General features: G+C 41.6%; 15 protein-coding genes. 8 read left to right on the top strand and 7 right to left on the bottom strand.

The genetic code is table 11. The features are described 5' to 3' along the window. Positions 1 to 75 precede the first annotated feature (75 nt). From WG989_RS17305 to WG989_RS17295, 3 genes are all read right to left on the bottom strand, one after another. Positions 76 to 525, bottom strand: a complete 450-nt coding sequence (locus tag WG989_RS17305; RefSeq protein ID WP_340431304.1) for a pyridoxamine 5'-phosphate oxidase family protein — start codon at positions 523 to 525, stop codon at positions 76 to 78. Positions 526 to 609: 84 nt separating this feature from the next. After that, positions 610 to 2,157: an acyl-CoA mutase large subunit family protein gene (locus WG989_RS17300; protein WP_340431303.1), complete on the bottom strand. Its 1,548-nt coding sequence runs from the start codon at positions 2,155 to 2,157 to the stop codon at positions 610 to 612. A 26-nt stretch (positions 2,158 to 2,183) separates the two neighbouring features. Next, complete coding sequence (locus WG989_RS17295) at positions 2,184 to 2,768, bottom strand: DUF7935 family protein (protein ID WP_340431302.1); 585 nt, start codon at positions 2,766 to 2,768, stop codon at positions 2,184 to 2,186. Positions 2,769 to 2,867: 99 nt separating this feature from the next. Between WG989_RS17295 and WG989_RS17290 the strand changes: the two genes are divergently transcribed. Further along, a complete protein-coding gene (locus WG989_RS17290; protein ID WP_340431301.1) occupies positions 2,868 to 3,206 on the top strand; it encodes a HesB/IscA family protein in 339 nt (112 codons plus the stop codon). Between the two features lie 113 nt (positions 3,207 to 3,319). Further along, positions 3,320 to 4,219, top strand: coding sequence for a hypothetical protein (locus WG989_RS17285; RefSeq protein WP_340431300.1), 900 nt, complete (start codon positions 3,320 to 3,322; stop codon positions 4,217 to 4,219). Between the two features lie 70 nt (positions 4,220 to 4,289). Here WG989_RS17285 and WG989_RS17280 read toward each other — a convergent pair whose 3' ends face one another. Genes WG989_RS17280 through WG989_RS17270 form a run of 3 tightly spaced genes read right to left on the bottom strand, consistent with a single transcriptional unit; the run spans position 4,290 to position 6,804 of the window. Beyond that, entirely contained in the window at positions 4,290 to 5,648 is a 1,359-nt protein-coding gene (locus WG989_RS17280) for a pyridoxal-phosphate dependent enzyme (protein WP_340431299.1), read from the bottom strand. A gap of 52 nt (positions 5,649 to 5,700) precedes the next feature. Continuing rightward, on the bottom strand, positions 5,701 to 6,204 hold the full coding sequence (locus WG989_RS17275) for an anti-sigma factor family protein (protein WP_340431298.1): 504 nt from the start codon (positions 6,202 to 6,204) through the stop codon (positions 5,701 to 5,703). A 12-nt stretch (positions 6,205 to 6,216) separates the two neighbouring features. After that, the gene (locus tag WG989_RS17270; RefSeq protein WP_340431297.1) at positions 6,217 to 6,804 is read right to left on the bottom strand and encodes an RNA polymerase sigma factor; all 588 of its coding nucleotides are present in this window, start codon (positions 6,802 to 6,804) and stop codon (positions 6,217 to 6,219) included. Between the two features lie 172 nt (positions 6,805 to 6,976). Between WG989_RS17270 and WG989_RS17265 the strand changes: the two genes are divergently transcribed. After that, entirely contained in the window at positions 6,977 to 7,321 is a 345-nt protein-coding gene (locus WG989_RS17265; protein WP_340431296.1) for a DUF6249 domain-containing protein, read from the top strand. Positions 7,322 to 7,384: 63 nt separating this feature from the next. Here WG989_RS17265 and WG989_RS17260 read toward each other — a convergent pair whose 3' ends face one another. Next, positions 7,385 to 8,983 (bottom strand): S41 family peptidase, encoded by a 1,599-nt coding sequence (locus WG989_RS17260; protein ID WP_340431295.1) that lies wholly within the window; start codon positions 8,981 to 8,983, stop codon positions 7,385 to 7,387. A gap of 117 nt (positions 8,984 to 9,100) precedes the next feature. On the opposite strand from WG989_RS17260, the gene WG989_RS17255 reads away from it, so the two are divergent. The 5 genes from WG989_RS17255 (at position 9,101) to thrA (ending at position 15,304) form a co-directional block, all read left to right on the top strand. Next, positions 9,101 to 9,946: an N-acetylglucosamine kinase gene (locus WG989_RS17255; protein WP_340431294.1), complete on the top strand. Its 846-nt coding sequence runs from the start codon at positions 9,101 to 9,103 to the stop codon at positions 9,944 to 9,946. Between the two features lie 10 nt (positions 9,947 to 9,956). Next, a complete protein-coding gene (gene murQ, locus WG989_RS17250; RefSeq protein ID WP_340431293.1) occupies positions 9,957 to 10,778 on the top strand; it encodes an N-acetylmuramic acid 6-phosphate etherase in 822 nt (273 codons plus the stop codon). Positions 10,779 to 10,889: 111 nt separating this feature from the next. Then, positions 10,890 to 12,116, top strand: a complete 1,227-nt coding sequence (locus WG989_RS17245) for a T9SS type A sorting domain-containing protein (protein ID WP_340431292.1) — start codon at positions 10,890 to 10,892, stop codon at positions 12,114 to 12,116. A gap of 81 nt (positions 12,117 to 12,197) precedes the next feature. Further along, the gene (locus tag WG989_RS17240) at positions 12,198 to 12,626 is read left to right on the top strand and encodes a hypothetical protein (RefSeq protein WP_340431291.1); all 429 of its coding nucleotides are present in this window, start codon (positions 12,198 to 12,200) and stop codon (positions 12,624 to 12,626) included. Between the two features lie 236 nt (positions 12,627 to 12,862). Further along, positions 12,863 to 15,304: a bifunctional aspartate kinase/homoserine dehydrogenase I gene (thrA, locus tag WG989_RS17235; RefSeq protein ID WP_340431290.1), complete on the top strand. Its 2,442-nt coding sequence runs from the start codon at positions 12,863 to 12,865 to the stop codon at positions 15,302 to 15,304.

Genomic DNA, 15,304 nt, shown 5'->3' with positions numbered 1-15,304 from the left:
CGGTTCATTTATGGAAAGGTATAAAAATAAAAAGCGGATAACAAAACTGTTATCCGCTGAATCATATTGAAAAAATTATCGTTCCCACAACAACTTTTTTCCAAACACCAATGTGTTATCTGTAAACTTTACACGTGTTATTTCAATCATCCAAATATCGCCACGGAAGATACCGGCAACCGGGAATTTTTTGAGATAGGTTTCCTTTGCTTTCTTACCGATCGGCCCTTCAGCTTTTAAAAAGTTTCCACTAAACTGTACGCCCTTCACTTTGGCTTTTGTGATTTTATCAGGAAGAATAGTGCCGGCTACACGGTTGTTTTTTAACGCATCTTCAATATGTCTCGTGTCCGCATCCGATTTAAACACGAGCAGATTTGCAGTTGGCTCAAATGCATAATAGCAAGAGGCACAATAAGGTTCCTCATTTACAGAAGTTGCAATGGAAATAACCGATTGCTCTTTCAGGAAAGCCGCAATATGTTCATTCATTACCGGAGAAGCTGATGTATCGTTCGATGCCATAGTTGAAATTTTAATAAAGATGAATGAATATACAAATTGCCGGGCTAACCTGTATTAGCTGAAGGGCTGATTGTGATAAGTTGGTTATTTATACTCTCCGTACACAGCTCTCAATTCATCAGCTATTTCACCCAGAGTACATTTGTTTTCAACAGCTGTAATAACGGCTGGCATCAAGTTTTCTCCGCTGCCGGCCCGGTCGTTGATCTCCTGCAGACATTGATCCACTTTGCCGGGATCACGGTTGTTTTTTAATTGGTTGAGCTTTGCAGTTTGTATGGCCCGGATACTGTCGTCAATTCTGAAAACAGGTGTTGTATTGGGTTCATTTACTTCGAATTTATTTACACCCACAATGATTTTCGAACCGTTTTCAATATTACGTTGGTATTCGTATGCACTGCGTGCAATTTCATCCTGTATAAAACCTTCTTCAATAGCTGAAACACTGCCACCCATCACATCAATTTTTGCAATGAGTTCCCATGCCATTCTTTCAATTTCATTTGTGAGTGCTTCTACATAATAACTGCCTGCTAATGGATCAACCGTATCAGGAGCGCCGCTTTCAAATGCAACCACCTGCTGTGTACGCAATGCAATACGTGCAGCTTCTTCCGTAGGCAGACTCAACGCTTCATCATATCCATTGGTATGTAATGATTGCGTGCCGCCCAACACTGCAGCTAATGTTTGAATGGTTACTCTTGAAATATTATTGAGTGGTTGCTGTGCTGTTAACGTGCTGCCACCAGTTTGTGTATGAAAACGCAACATCATGGCTTTAGGATCAGTTGCACCAAGTTCTTTCATCATGTGCGCCCACATGCGACGGGCGGCACGAAATTTTGCTGCTTCTTCAAACAAATTGTTATGCGCATTAAAGAAGAAGGAGAGACGTTTGCCAAATACATTAATGTCTAATCCTTTTTCCAGTGCTGCCTTCACGTACGCCTTACCGTTAGCCAATGTAAAAGCAATTTCCTGCACTGCTGTGCTGCCCGCTTCTCGGATATGATAACCGCTGATAGAAATGGTATTCCACTTTGGTAATTCATGACTGCACCATTCAAAAATATCAGTGATGATGCGCATGCTTGGTTTGGGAGGATAAATGTATGTTCCCCTTGCAGCGTATTCTTTTAAAATATCATTCTGTATAGTGCCTGTAATTTTTTTCAGATCAGCACCTTGTTGCTTTGCCAATGCAACATAAAAGGAGAGGAGAATAAAACCGGTGGCGTTGATCGTCATTGAAGTGGAAACATCTTCCAGCTTAATGCCATCAAACAAAGTTTGAATATCTGCAATACTGTCAATGGCTACACCCACTTTTCCAACTTCACCCTCCGCCAATGCATGATCGCTATCGTAACCAATTTGTGTAGGCAGATCAAACGCTACACTTAAACCACTTACGCCTTGCGATAATAAATAATGATAGCGTTTGTTGCTTTCTTCAGCAGTGGAAAAACCTGCATACTGGCGCATGGTCCACAGTTTACCTCTGTACATATCGGGCTGTACGCCACGTGTAAAGGGAAACTGGCCCGGTAGTTCCTGTTCACCTTGTCCGGTATAAAGTGGTTTCACCTCAATACCGGAATCAGTAGTTATCTTTTTTTCATCCATAAAGCAAGTTCGTTCGTTAGCGATGGTTACCCCATCAGTTGTTTGGCTTCGTTGTTGATGAGTGTTGCTACAATATTTTGTAACGATACATGTTCATCATGCGATAACAGCTCAACAATTTTTTTACTGAGATCAACACCGGTTGCTCCCTGTGGAAGGGTTGAAGCCAGTTCATTCACAATAAAAATGTTTTGCTCTTTCAGATTTTTAACACCATCCCATGCCGGAGCCGATACATATAATTGCTGGCTGATGTTATATTCAAATTCTGTTTTAATGCTTTGCACCATCAGGTTCTGCAGCTCAGGCGCAGAAAGTTGTACAACAGGTAAACGCCCTAACAAATTGTTCAATCCAATGCGTTCGCAAAGAATAGTAATGCGTTCATACGCCTGTAATTGTAACCGAAGCATTTCAGGATTACTTGATACGGTTGCTTTTCGTTGTGGTGCCGGAGCATTTACCTGCTGTTGTTGCAGGGCCTGTTGTTGTAATGCCAACTGCCGTTGTTCTTCCATTAATTCTTTTTTCCCTTTTGCACGCAGATAAAGTGCCAATGCTACAAAAACAACAATAGCGCCTCCAAATAAATAATAGTAGATGGTATCCATAAATGATTGAGTTGCAGCAAAAATAGGTTTTTGCTGTTGAAAACAAGGATTGTGCAGGAATGCTCATTCCGGCGTAAATTTGCAGCAAATAAGAATGATATGGAAACAATGAATAGTACACCGGTGAGTTTTACGGCAACAGCAATTGCAGAGCTGCAGCGTTTGCATGCAGAGCAGGCGCCCGGTAAGTTTCTACGTGTGGGTGCAAAAGGTGGAGGCTGTTCCGGTTTAAGTTATGTGTTGGATTTTGATACAAAAGAAGACAGTGATGAATTGTTTGATATTGATGGTATTCCCTGCATCATGGATAAAGGACAAGGAATGTATCTGTATGGTATGCAGATCGATTGGGATAATGGATTGAGCAATCGTGGCTTTACATTCAGTAATCCGAATGCCAGTAAAACCTGTGGTTGTGGCACCAGTTTTGCCGTGTAAAAATCAAATCAATTCGGTAAGATTTTGCTTCCGGAAGGAAGCTTTTTTGTACCCAGTGGCGGGTATTGAAAAATGTGAAAAAAAGTTGTAACTCGCATCTATAAATAACTTGCATGAAAAAATCAGTCCTCCCTTTTTTACTTCTCATTTTACTTGGCTTATCTGCTGAAACTGCAGCACAAAAGAAAAAGCCGGCAGCCGTAGCAGGTATTATTGGTGATGTTGGTGGCGATAACAACGAAAAGAAAAACAATGGCGGTAATAAAGAACTGAAGATCATTTCTGCTGAAAAAGTAATGGAGATGAAAATTCCTGAAGGTGGTGCCAATGGAGCAGCGGTGACGTATCATCCAAAAGAGAAATTATATTATGCGGCGCAAGCGGGAAATATGAATTTTCCGTTGGTGATCTTTAATGAAGACGGAGATGTTGTATCGGGTGATGAGCAAGCAACGTTGATCGATGTGCGTGGACTTTGGTATAATCCGAAAACAAAACAACTGGAAGGAAACGGATACAAAGATTTTGGTTGGTTTGCTTATGATCTGGATAAAAAGGGAATTCCCGAAAAAATAAATATCAAAAAAGAAGGGTCCAGTCAACCCGATGATAATAGTGCAGGTGTACTGAATACTGATGCCAACGAAGTGCTTTTTTTAGACGGACTAAATGTTGTTTGTTACAGCACCGATGGCACCGATAAACGAAAGAGCATTCAAATTCATTTTGGAGCAATGAATGCCGGCGATATAGCAATCTTCAGCCAAGCCGATTTTGAACAAACCTACAACACCCGTTCATTGATTTATACCGGTATTAAAAACGCAGAGATCGGATTGCTGAATATTGCGAAAAAGCAAGTAGAACTGTACGACAGTAAAACCGGTTACATGAGCCAGGTAATAAAGCTTCCAATCGATTTTGAAATTGAAACTTATTTTAATTTCTCGTTTTCAAACAGTATTTATTGGGTGTTTGATAAACAGAAACGCAAATGGGTCGGGTTTAAATAATTCATTCTAACGAATACAAACACGAACGCCGCTGGAAAGCGGCGTTCGTATTTGTATCAATTGATGCAATCTATTTCGCAAGCGATTGAATAATATCGTACTTGGTAACAATGTGAAAATTCCCTGCTTCGTCTTTGCTTAAAACAGCACCGTTTTCTTTTGTGATCAATGTGCTTAAACGTTCAATAGGTGTGTCGAACGATACAATTGGTAAGGGAGCTTCCATAACTGCTTCCACGCTTGCATGTTTAATTTCCGGGTTGGTGAAGACTTTATCAAACAATCCGTTTTCAGAAATCGAGCCGATCTGACCGCTTCCATTAATAACCGGTATTTGCTCAATATCATATTTTTTCATCAGTTCTACCGCTTCTGCTACGGTATGTGTTGGTTCAATACTGATCAGGCGGTTGTGTGCACGTGATGAAACAAGATCCTTGAATGTTTTTACATCGAGAAAACCACGCTCCATCATCCATTGATCGTTGTACACTTTTCCAACATAGCGGCTGCCGTGATCATGAAAAATACAAACCACCAGATCATCTTTTTTCAAACGGTCTTTTAGCTGCATCAATCCCTGCAAACAACTGCCGGCACTGTAACCGCAGAACATGCCTTCTTCTTTTGCAAGACGTCGGGCCATTACTGCTCCGTCTTTATCTGTTACCTGTTCAAAATGATCGATCACACTCATATCATAATTCTTCGGCACAAAGTCTTCACCAAATCCTTCACTGATATAAGGATGTACTTCGCCCATATCAATTTCGCCGGTACGGAAATACTTAGTCAATAAAGAGCCGTACACATCAATGGCCCATATCTGAATGTTGGGATTTTTTTCTTTTAAAAATTTTGCTGCACCGGTAATGGTTCCACCCGTACCCGCTGTACAAACTAAGTGTGTGATCTTTCCATCGGTTTGTTCCCAAATTTCAGGACCGGTTGTTTCATAATGTGCTAACCGGTTGGCAAGGTTATCATATTGATTCATGTGCAATGAATTTGGCACTTCCTTTGCCAAACGTGCAGCAACGCTGTAATAACTCCGTGGATCTTCCGGTAATACATTAGTGGGGCAAACAATTACTTCGGCACCAACTGCTTTTAAGATGTCAGCTTTTTCTTTCGATTGTTTATCGGTGGTAACAAAAATGCATTTGTATCCTTTTACCACAGCCGCCAATGCCAATCCCATACCGGTATTACCACTGGTGCCTTCAATGATGGTGCCACCGGGTTTTAATTTGCCTTCCTGTTCAGCAACTTCCACCATCTTCAACGCCATACGATCTTTAATCGAATTGCCGGGGTTGAAATAGTCTACTTTGGCAGCAACAGTGCAGGGTAAATTTTTAGTGATCTTGTTTAAACGAATGATCGGCGTGTTGCCGATCGTTTCAAGTATATTGTTTTTAATATTCATATCGCAACTTGGCTTTGAGTTGGCGAAGTTACGATGATTCCCCGAAGTGAACTTATGCCGCCTTCCTGTTACGGCGGAGATAACCATCCATTAACATTAAACCCATAACAACAGCAATCATCATGATCACATTGATCCATGTGCTGCTGAACAGCGCTGAATAATCAACAGCGGGCAATTTATAATTTGAAGTATTGGATGTTGTTGAAGATGTAGACCAATCGATGAGTGTAAGTCCATAGATCAAAAAACTTACAATGCTAACGATGAAGAATACTGCAATGCCACGGATGATCGATTTGTTGATATATTGATTGGTAGCAGGTGCAGGTTTTAAACCATGCAATTGCTCCATTACATTTTTACTGAAACGCAGTGAAGGTTGCTCCAGCTCCAATTCCGTTTGCAACAGTTGATTCACTTCTTTCAACTCATGGTATTTACTGCGCCAGGTTGCATCGGTTGCGATCATCTGTTCCACAAATGCAATTTCTTCTGCCTTAGCAGTGCCATCAATATAGTTCCAGATCGTTTCATCCATTTGTTGCGTATTCATACAAACGATTTTTTAAGATTGAATATAGTCTTCCAGCTCAATAGCAAAATATTTCTGCATGTTCTCTTTCAACTTTTGTCTTGCTCTGTGCAGCTTTACTTTTGCTGTGTTTGGCTGCATGCCTAAAATCAAACCAATTTCTTCCAGGCTTTGCTCTGCTTTATAAAATAACAATAACAGTCTGGCATCATCGGGTGGCAACATCGCAATGGCATCATTTACCAATTTCACTTTTGATTTCTCTTCCACTCTGTCAGCCCGCATGCTTGATTCATGATGATCTGCCAATTCAAATACTCCGTCCTGATCGATCGAATGCACATTCAGTTTCTTTTTTCGTAAGAACGTTAAGCATAACGACGTAACAATGGTGAACAGCCAGGTACTGAATTTTGCATCGCCCCGGTAATCATTCAAACAGCGATAGGCTTTTACAAATGCATTTTGCGCCACTTCTTCTGCATCTTCCCGGTTCTTAGTGTACCGCAGGGCAATGGTAAATACAAACGACTGGTAACGGGTAACTAATACCTCAAACGACCGTTGGTCGCCCTGTAAAACCTGTGTGATGATCTCTTTATCCGATGGACCTGCCTGCATATCTACCGGTTTAGACGCCGCCTGTTAGCGGATGGTTACAATGTTTCTATAAAGTTGCTGAGAATTTTCAGATCGTACAATTTTTTAAAAAAAATCAGCAATTCCTGTAACCGGCGCAAACAAGACGTAGTCATAGATGCTGAACACATTTTAAAACAAAAAAACAAATACTATGGGTCCTGAAATTTTAATTCCGATACTGGTTCCGCTGGGTGCAATGGCATTGGCATTTGGTCTTTACTACTTACGTAACAAAGAAAATATGACGATGATCGAAAAAGGCATGAATCCGAAAGAGTTCGCCAACCGCCCGGCTCCGTATCGGAATCTCAAATGGGGATTGTTACTGGTAGGTGCTGGTGTAGGGTTATTTCTTGCCTATATCATGCACACGTATGTATTGAAAATTGATGATGATAATCCGGTGATGTATTTCTCTTTGCTGGCGATTTGCGGAGGTATTGGTTTGATCCTTTCGTACCGCATTGAAAAGAAAGAAGTACTGGATAAAGAATAAAACGTTTTACCAAACAACCTTATCTCAAAAGAAAGCGACCCGCCGAGGCGGGTCGCTTTCTTTTTATTTTTTCAATTCCTGCAATGCTTTTACAACAAGCGGATCGTACAGGTTTCGCATTTTAATAAATCCTTCTGTGTGCCAGATGTAACGGCTAAGTGAGCTGATGAAATTCTTTTTTACAGTAGCCTGTTGCATTGCTGTAAGAGAAGTAAAACCAACACTGTCTTTTTCTGCCGCTTTGTTCAGATATGTATCGATCGATGCAGGATCAGCCGCAACAAAATTTTGCAGATCGGCCGGCGCCTTCAGTTTTGTAAGGCTTGTTTTGTTTGCAAGGAAATACAAATAAGCTGCATCGCTGATGCGTTCCCTTATTGCCATCCGGCTATTTTTTGGCAATTGATCCAACGTATCAACCGGTACATATACATCGGGTGAAATGCCGCCACCACCGTATACAATTCGTCCGCCTTTTGTTTTGAATTTCTTGCCATTGTGTGCCGCTGAATCGCCATGCAATAGTTCACCGTTGGTTAAACGTGTACTCACCTCTGAGCGATAACCCGATTTATCACCAGGGCTGTAGGGCTTTTGAATGCTGCGCCCAATAGGTGTAAAATAACGGGAAACTGTTAAACGGATGGCGCTGCCATCGCTCAAACTGAATTGTTCCTGCACTAATCCTTTACCAAACGAGCGGCGTCCCAGAATGGTGGCACGGTCCCAATCCTGCAATGCACCTGCCAACACTTCACTTGCAGAAGCAGAACCTTCATCGATCAAAAGAATCAGTTTTCCTTCTTCAAACAAACCCGGACGGCGTGCCGCATAACTTTGTTTGGGGTATGATTTTCCTTCGGTATAAACAATTTCTTTATTGCCATCTAAAAACTCATCGGCCATTTGAACAGCATCATCCAGCATGCCACCGCCATTACCACGTAAATCAAGAATGAGTTGTTTCATTCCTTCTTTCTGCAGGCGTTCAAGATTCTGCATAAACTCTTCATAGGTGGTACTTGAAAATTTATTCACCCGTATGTAGGCAATTGTTGGCTCGATCATGTAAGCTGCATCTACGCTCTTGATCGGAATGATGCCCCGTTGAATGGTTACTTCACCGGGTTTTCCGTTGCGTATCAACTTCACCGCTACCTCTGTTCCTTTTGGTCCTCTGAAAAATTTTCGCACCTCATCGTATTTGCGTTTTGCACCGGATACAATTGAATCGTTTGCACTCAATAATCGATCACCAACTTGTATACCTGCTTTATCGGCTGGTCCTTTTGGCAACACATGTAACACATGCAACGTATCATTCAGCATCATGAATTCAATTCCTACACCCTGAAAATTTCCAGCCATTTCTTCATTCACCATTTGCAGTTCAACGGGCGGAATATAAATAGAATGGGGGTCGAGTTGATTGAGCATATCCTGGATGGCAAACTGACCAAGTGAATCGGTGTTCACCGTGTCAACATATTTCTGTTTTACCAATTCAAGAATTTCCTGCACCGGGTTGCGTTGCGATTTGCCAAAAAAAGAGGGGCCATAGGCACCCATATTATCTTTGAGTTTATACCCAAAAAACATTCCGATAATAAGTGATACGGATAGGAGAACAGGCAACCAGACTTGTACTTTCTTTTGATTCATGAAAACGCTTTCGTGTAAAAAGAACGGCGAATTTCACGAAAATAAAGCATATTGCCTTCACGCTTTTGTTTCATTTTTTATATTTTACAGCAAAGGCCCGAAAAAAGTAATAGCGGTATGAGTGTGAATAAACTAATAGCAGACAGTGGAGCAACAAAGGCTGAATGGTGTTTGATGAAAGGAAAGAAGCGAACCATCTTCTTCACGCAAGGCATCAGTCCGTTCCTGATGACCAGTGAGGAAATAGCGGCCATGCTGATGAAGGAGTTGAAACCTTCGATGAAAAAAGAACGGATCGATGAAATTTATTTCTATGGTACCGGTTGCAGCAGCGAGCACAATATCAAGAGTGTAAAAAAAGCATTGAAGTTTGTTTTTCCTACAGCCGCAAAAATTAAAGTAGATCATGATATGATGGGGGCTGCAAAAGCACTGTGCGGTCATGAAAAAGGAGTGGCCTGTATTTTAGGAACGGGTTCCAACTCCTGTTACTTCAACGGGATACGTATTACAAAAAACAGTCCGGGGCTTGGTTATGTGTTGGGTGATGAAGGAAGCGGTGCCTACCTTGGACGAAAGGTGATCCAGCATTTTTTATACAACACGTTTGATGTGGATCTGCAGGAAAGGTTCACCAGCAAATACAATACAAACAGGGTTGAGATACTTGATCATGTGTACCGGAAACCGTTGCCCAACCGGTACATGGCATCGTTTGCCTTATTCCTGGCCGAAAACCGGGGACATTATATGGTTGAGAATATTATTGAAGATTCGTTCAATGAATTTTTCTTTAATCATCTCTACAAATTCAGGGAAAGCTGGCTGTACCCCATACATTTTACAGGTGGGGTAGCCTACGCTTTCCGAGATGTGTTGAAAACAATGTGCCATTCGTACGAACTGCAGGTAGGGCGCATATTAAAAAATCCAATGCAGGGTTTAATTGAATATCATAGCTAATTTTGCAAATATGTCAGACCAATTTGTACGAATTACAGAACAGGAATCGAATTATCATCATCTCGAAGACATGAGTGTGGCAGATCTGCTGCTGAATATAAATAAAGAAGATAGTGTTGTACCGGCGGCTGTTGCAAAAGCCATTCCCCAAATAGAACCATTGGTATCGGCCATCAGCGATAAAATGCTGATGGGTGGACGGTTATTTTATATCGGAGCCGGCACCAGCGGTCGACTTGGAATTGTAGATGCCAGCGAATGCCCGCCAACATATGGCGTCCCGTATGGATTGGTGATCGGCATTATTGCCGGTGGCGAGAAGGCAATAACCAATGCGGTTGAATTTGCTGAAGACAGTAAAGAACAAGGCTGGGCCGATTTGGAAGCTCACCGGGTTTCTGAAAAAGATGTGGTGATCGGTATCGCAGCAAGCGGCACCACGCCCTATGTGATCGGCGCATTGGAAGAATGCCGGAAACGGAATATCATTACCGGCAGCATCAGTTGTAACCCCGGTTCACCGGTTTCAGAAGCAGCCGATTACCCGATTGAAGTAGTGGTGGGTCCCGAATTTGTAACGGGCAGCACCCGCATGAAAAGCGGAACGGCACAAAAACTGGTGTTGAACATGATCTCCACTTCGGTGATGATCCAATTGGGCCGGGTAGAGGACAACCGCATGGTAAATATGCAGCTCAGCAACGAAAAATTAGTTGACCGTGGCGTGAAAATGCTCATGCTCCGCAGCGGCCTTTCTGATTATGAAGCATCCAAGGATCTGTTGCTTACCCATGGTACTGTAAAAAAAGCACTCAACGCTATTGGTAAATAACCGAATCGTTCCCAATTCGTTCATCAAATAGTAACAGCAGCCGCTTTGAATTGTGGTGAAATGAGTGTAACTTTTAGTTTGCATTTCAACCTTCCAATTAAAACGCTGATTATGAAAAAGAAAATTCTACTACCTGTTTTTCTGTTTTTTGTTACGTCCACTTTAGTTGCGCAACGTTCATCATTCATTTATGCCATCAGTGCTCCCAACCAGCAAGCCAATTGGGAGAACATCCAGTTGCTCAACAGCAAACAAGGAGTGGTAGTGCAAACGGTATTTGATGCATCCAAACAAAAACTTAGTGTAATAGACGCCGTTAGTAATACAGCTATCAGCAGAACAGTCAACGGAAAACCAATTGGACCTACTGCAACAACTGTTGCTGCTGCGGCATTTGATGAGGCCAAGCAACGTTTCTTTTATGTTCCGTTACGTATTCCTGAATTACGTTGGGCCGATATGCGTCAGCCTTCGTCTCCTAAATTCTTTACACTTACATCGCCATTGCTCAGTCAATTGAATATGGAGGATGCTGCAAATCATATTACCCGCATGGTGATTGGTGCCGATGGTAATGGATATGCTGCAACAAACGACGGGAATCATTTATTCCGTTTCAGTACAGGTAAAACACCAGTGCTAGTTGATCTTGGAAATCTCGTTGATGTAGCAAGTAATGGACAGGTTTCTGTACACAGTCAATGCAGCAGTTGGGGTGGCGATATGGTGGCAGGTACAGATGGATTATTGTATTTGATCACGCATCGCAAATATGTATTCAGCATTGATCCTTCAAGCAGAATGACAACTTACATGGGTATCATTAAAGGATTGCCTGAAAGTTTCAATGTAAATGGTGCAGCAGTTGATCAGGAAGGACGGGTGTTGATGAGTTGCAGTTTTGGCAACCAACTTTATTATCATCTTGATCTTGAAACACTCACTGCTCAACCTGCTTATAAAGAAGATACAAAACGTATTAACGCTTCCGATCTTGCCAGTGGAAACCTTGCAACACGACCCGCCATTAACAAAGGACAATACATAGTAGCCCGTTCACCATTCGCATTGGAGAATCAAAAAATTGCGATGTTTCCAAACCCGGTAACCGAACATCGGTTTCAATTGAACTTTGAAGAAACGGGTACAGGCATTCATACCATTCAGGTACTCGATCTTTCCGGGAAGGTAATGTTCAATAAAACAGTCAACGTTAGCGGACCCGGTCAATACGAAGGAGTGGAGTTAAAACAAACCATCACGAAAGGATTGTATTTAGTGAAGGTGTTGAACCAGGATGAGAAAACAGTTTATACATCGAAATTCATTGTACAATAGATAACCAGTTAAAAAGTAAAAAAGAGCGGTTGAAAAGCCGCTCTTTTTGTGCGTATCTCGAAATTTCAAACACATTACCAAATGAATTTTATTAGGAGAGTCTTTATCTTTTTAGTCATTTGTTTTGGCTTGATGAGATGTACAATTCTATCTGAGTTTTATATTGTAAATATGAAAGCGGAACCGGTCAAACTCTTTTTGAAGTTTAATGGGGCTGTAAAAGAACTGACGTCTTCTGTAGATATATTGCCTTTTGCATCTGGTCAAACAGCTTTAGAGCTATCGGATACTCTAACTTACCAAATTATTGATGATAGTACTTTGTCTGTTGTAATACCAGCCAATACAACTACATTGGTTGGCCAATTCTTAACGCCAAACTCATTTAATGGGATTTTCATTTTAACTGATGGAAGTTCTCAAAATTTGTCAACAGAGCAAATTAAGAATCATGTAAAAGTGACCAAGCGTTTATTCAATCCTTATCACTATACTTTTCAAATAGACTAATTTTCTAAAATATTTTAAGACTAACGCTTGTTGCATGATTCATCGTGTTTATCTTGTGGCCACATGAATAAGATAGTTGCACATATTACATTCAACACGTTGGCATCCTCTGCTAACGGCACAACTATTATTACAACTACGATCCGCTAAGCGGATTGTACATTACCATATCAACCCACGGGCAATCATTGCTGCAGAACAGGAAAAATCTTCTGATCATTTAACGTTAATCTTATATGCTGGTTTTAAAATTTGGTGGCACTTCAATGGGAAGTGCAGAAGCAATCAAACAGGTTGCTGATATAGTAAAGAATAAATTGAACGAGAGCCCCGTAATGGTTGTGGTAAGTGCCATGAGCGGCACCACCGATCTGTTGTTGAGCTGCGGCACAAAAGCGTCTGCTACAGACGAAACGTACAAAGACATTTTAAAGCAACTGGAGACAAGGCATCTTGATACAGTAAAAGCATTGATTCCTGTACAGCAACAGAGTGCAGTGTTGAGTATGGTAAAGAAATTCTGTAACGAAATGGAAGATATCTGCAATGGTATTTTTCTGTTGGGCGAATCATCGTTACGTACCAAAGATAAACTGGTGAGTTATGGTGAGTTGTTGTCCTCAGCTATTATTCATGCAGCTTTTAACAGCAACGGAACTCCGGCTGAATGGAAAGATGCACGTGAACTCATCCGCACCAATTCCAATTACAGCAATGCGGCTGTTGATTTTACAGTTACTAATCAACAAGTGAGCGATTATATAAAAAAGACATCCGGTAAACTGATCGTTGTTCCCGGTTTTATTGCCAGCGATGCAAACAATATCACTACAACATTGGGCCGTGGTGGTTCTGATTATACGGCATCTATTCTTGCTGCTGCCGTACATGCAAAAGCATTGGAAATATGGACCGATGTAAGTGGAATGATGACGGCCGATCCACGTTGGGTTCCCAATGCACGGATCATTCCATCCATTTCATACCAGGAAGCAATGGAGCTTTCGCACTTTGGTGCCAAGGTGATCTATCCGCCAACCATACAACCGGTGTTGGTGAAGAATATTCCGGTATGGATCAAGAATACATTTGCTGCTGCTGATCATGGAACGGTGATTGAAAACAAACCTGACTCGACAAATATTATTACGGGCATTTCCAGTATCAATTCATTGGCATTGCTGAGTTTGGAAGGAAGTGGTATGATCGGTATTCCCGGTTTCAGTAGCCGTTTGTTTGCTGCGTTGGCCAATGCACAGATCAACGTGATCCTGATTACACAAGGTTCAAGTGAACATTCAATTTGTGTGGGTGTGGATGTAGCATCTGCTGCAAGAGCAAAAGAAGCCGTTGATAAAACATTTGAATACGAAATAGCAACGCAGAAAGTAGATCCGCTGCAGATTGAAAAAGATCTCTCGATCGTTGCATTGGTAGGTGATCAAATGCGTCATCACACCGGTATCAGTGGACGAATGTTTGCGGCACTAGGTCGCAATGGTGTCAACATCCGTGCAATTGCACAAGGTTCAACTGAACGGAATATTTCTGCTGTTGTTGCAACGGCTGATGTGCGCAAAGCAGTAAACGTTTTGCACGAAGAGTTTTTTGAAACAACCAAAAAGCAGATCCATTTATATGTGGTTGGTACAGGAAACGTTGGTAAAAAATTGCTGGCACAAATCAAACAGCAGGCTGTGTTTCTTGAGCAGCATCTGCGTTTGCAGATCAATATCGCAGGGTTGAGCAACAGTCGCAAAATGCTTGTCAACGATAATGCTGTGAACCTCGATAACTGGGAAGATCTTTTACAACAAGGTGAAGCCGCCGATCTGTCGCAGTTTGTGCAAGCCATCACACAAAAGAATTTGCGTAATTCCGTTTTTGTGGATGTAACGGCCAACGCTGCTATTGCAGATGTGTATGCATCATTACTTGAAAAAAGTATCGCTGTAGTTGCCTGCAACAAAGTAGCTGCATCATCAAAGCTCAGCAATTATAAAAAACTCAAACATTTATCTTCAGAATACAATGCGCCTTTCTTATTTGAAACAAATGTAGGAGCGGGATTGCCCATCATTGGTTCGTTAAATGATCTGATGCGTAGCGGCGATCGGGTACATCGTATGGAAGCGGTGTTAAGCGGAACACTCAATTTTGTATTCAATCATTATGATGGTACAAAACCATTTGCAGATGTGGTGAAGCAGGCACAGGATGAAGGGTACACAGAACCAGATCCACGTTTGGATTTAAGTGGTACTGATGTGATGCGGAAAATTCTCATTCTTGCCCGTGAAGCAGGTGTGCAAATGGAAATGGAAGAAATTGCATGTAATGGATTTTTGCCCGATAGTTGTATGAAGGGAAGTGTGGATGATTTTTATGAGGCCATGAAAAAAGAAGAAGCACATTTCAAAGCCATCTTCGAAAAAGCACATGCAGAAGATTGTAAACTGAAATTTGTTGCGAGCTTTAATGAAGGAAAAGCAAGCGTTGGATTGCAGCATATACCGCCGCAACATGATCTCTATCATTTGTACGGAAAAGATAATGTGGTGCTCTTCTACACCGATCGTTACAAAGAGCAACCGATGGTGGTAAAAGGTGCCGGTGCCGGTGCAGAAGTAACTGCCAGTGGTGTATTTGCAGATATTTTAAGAGCTGCTCAAAAATAA

The organism is Lacibacter sp. H407, assembly GCF_037892605.1.
Lineage (GTDB): Bacteria > Bacteroidota > Bacteroidia > Chitinophagales > Chitinophagaceae > Lacibacter.
Note: the sequence above shows the minus strand (reverse complement) of the source record. Positions and strands in the feature narration are given on the sequence as shown.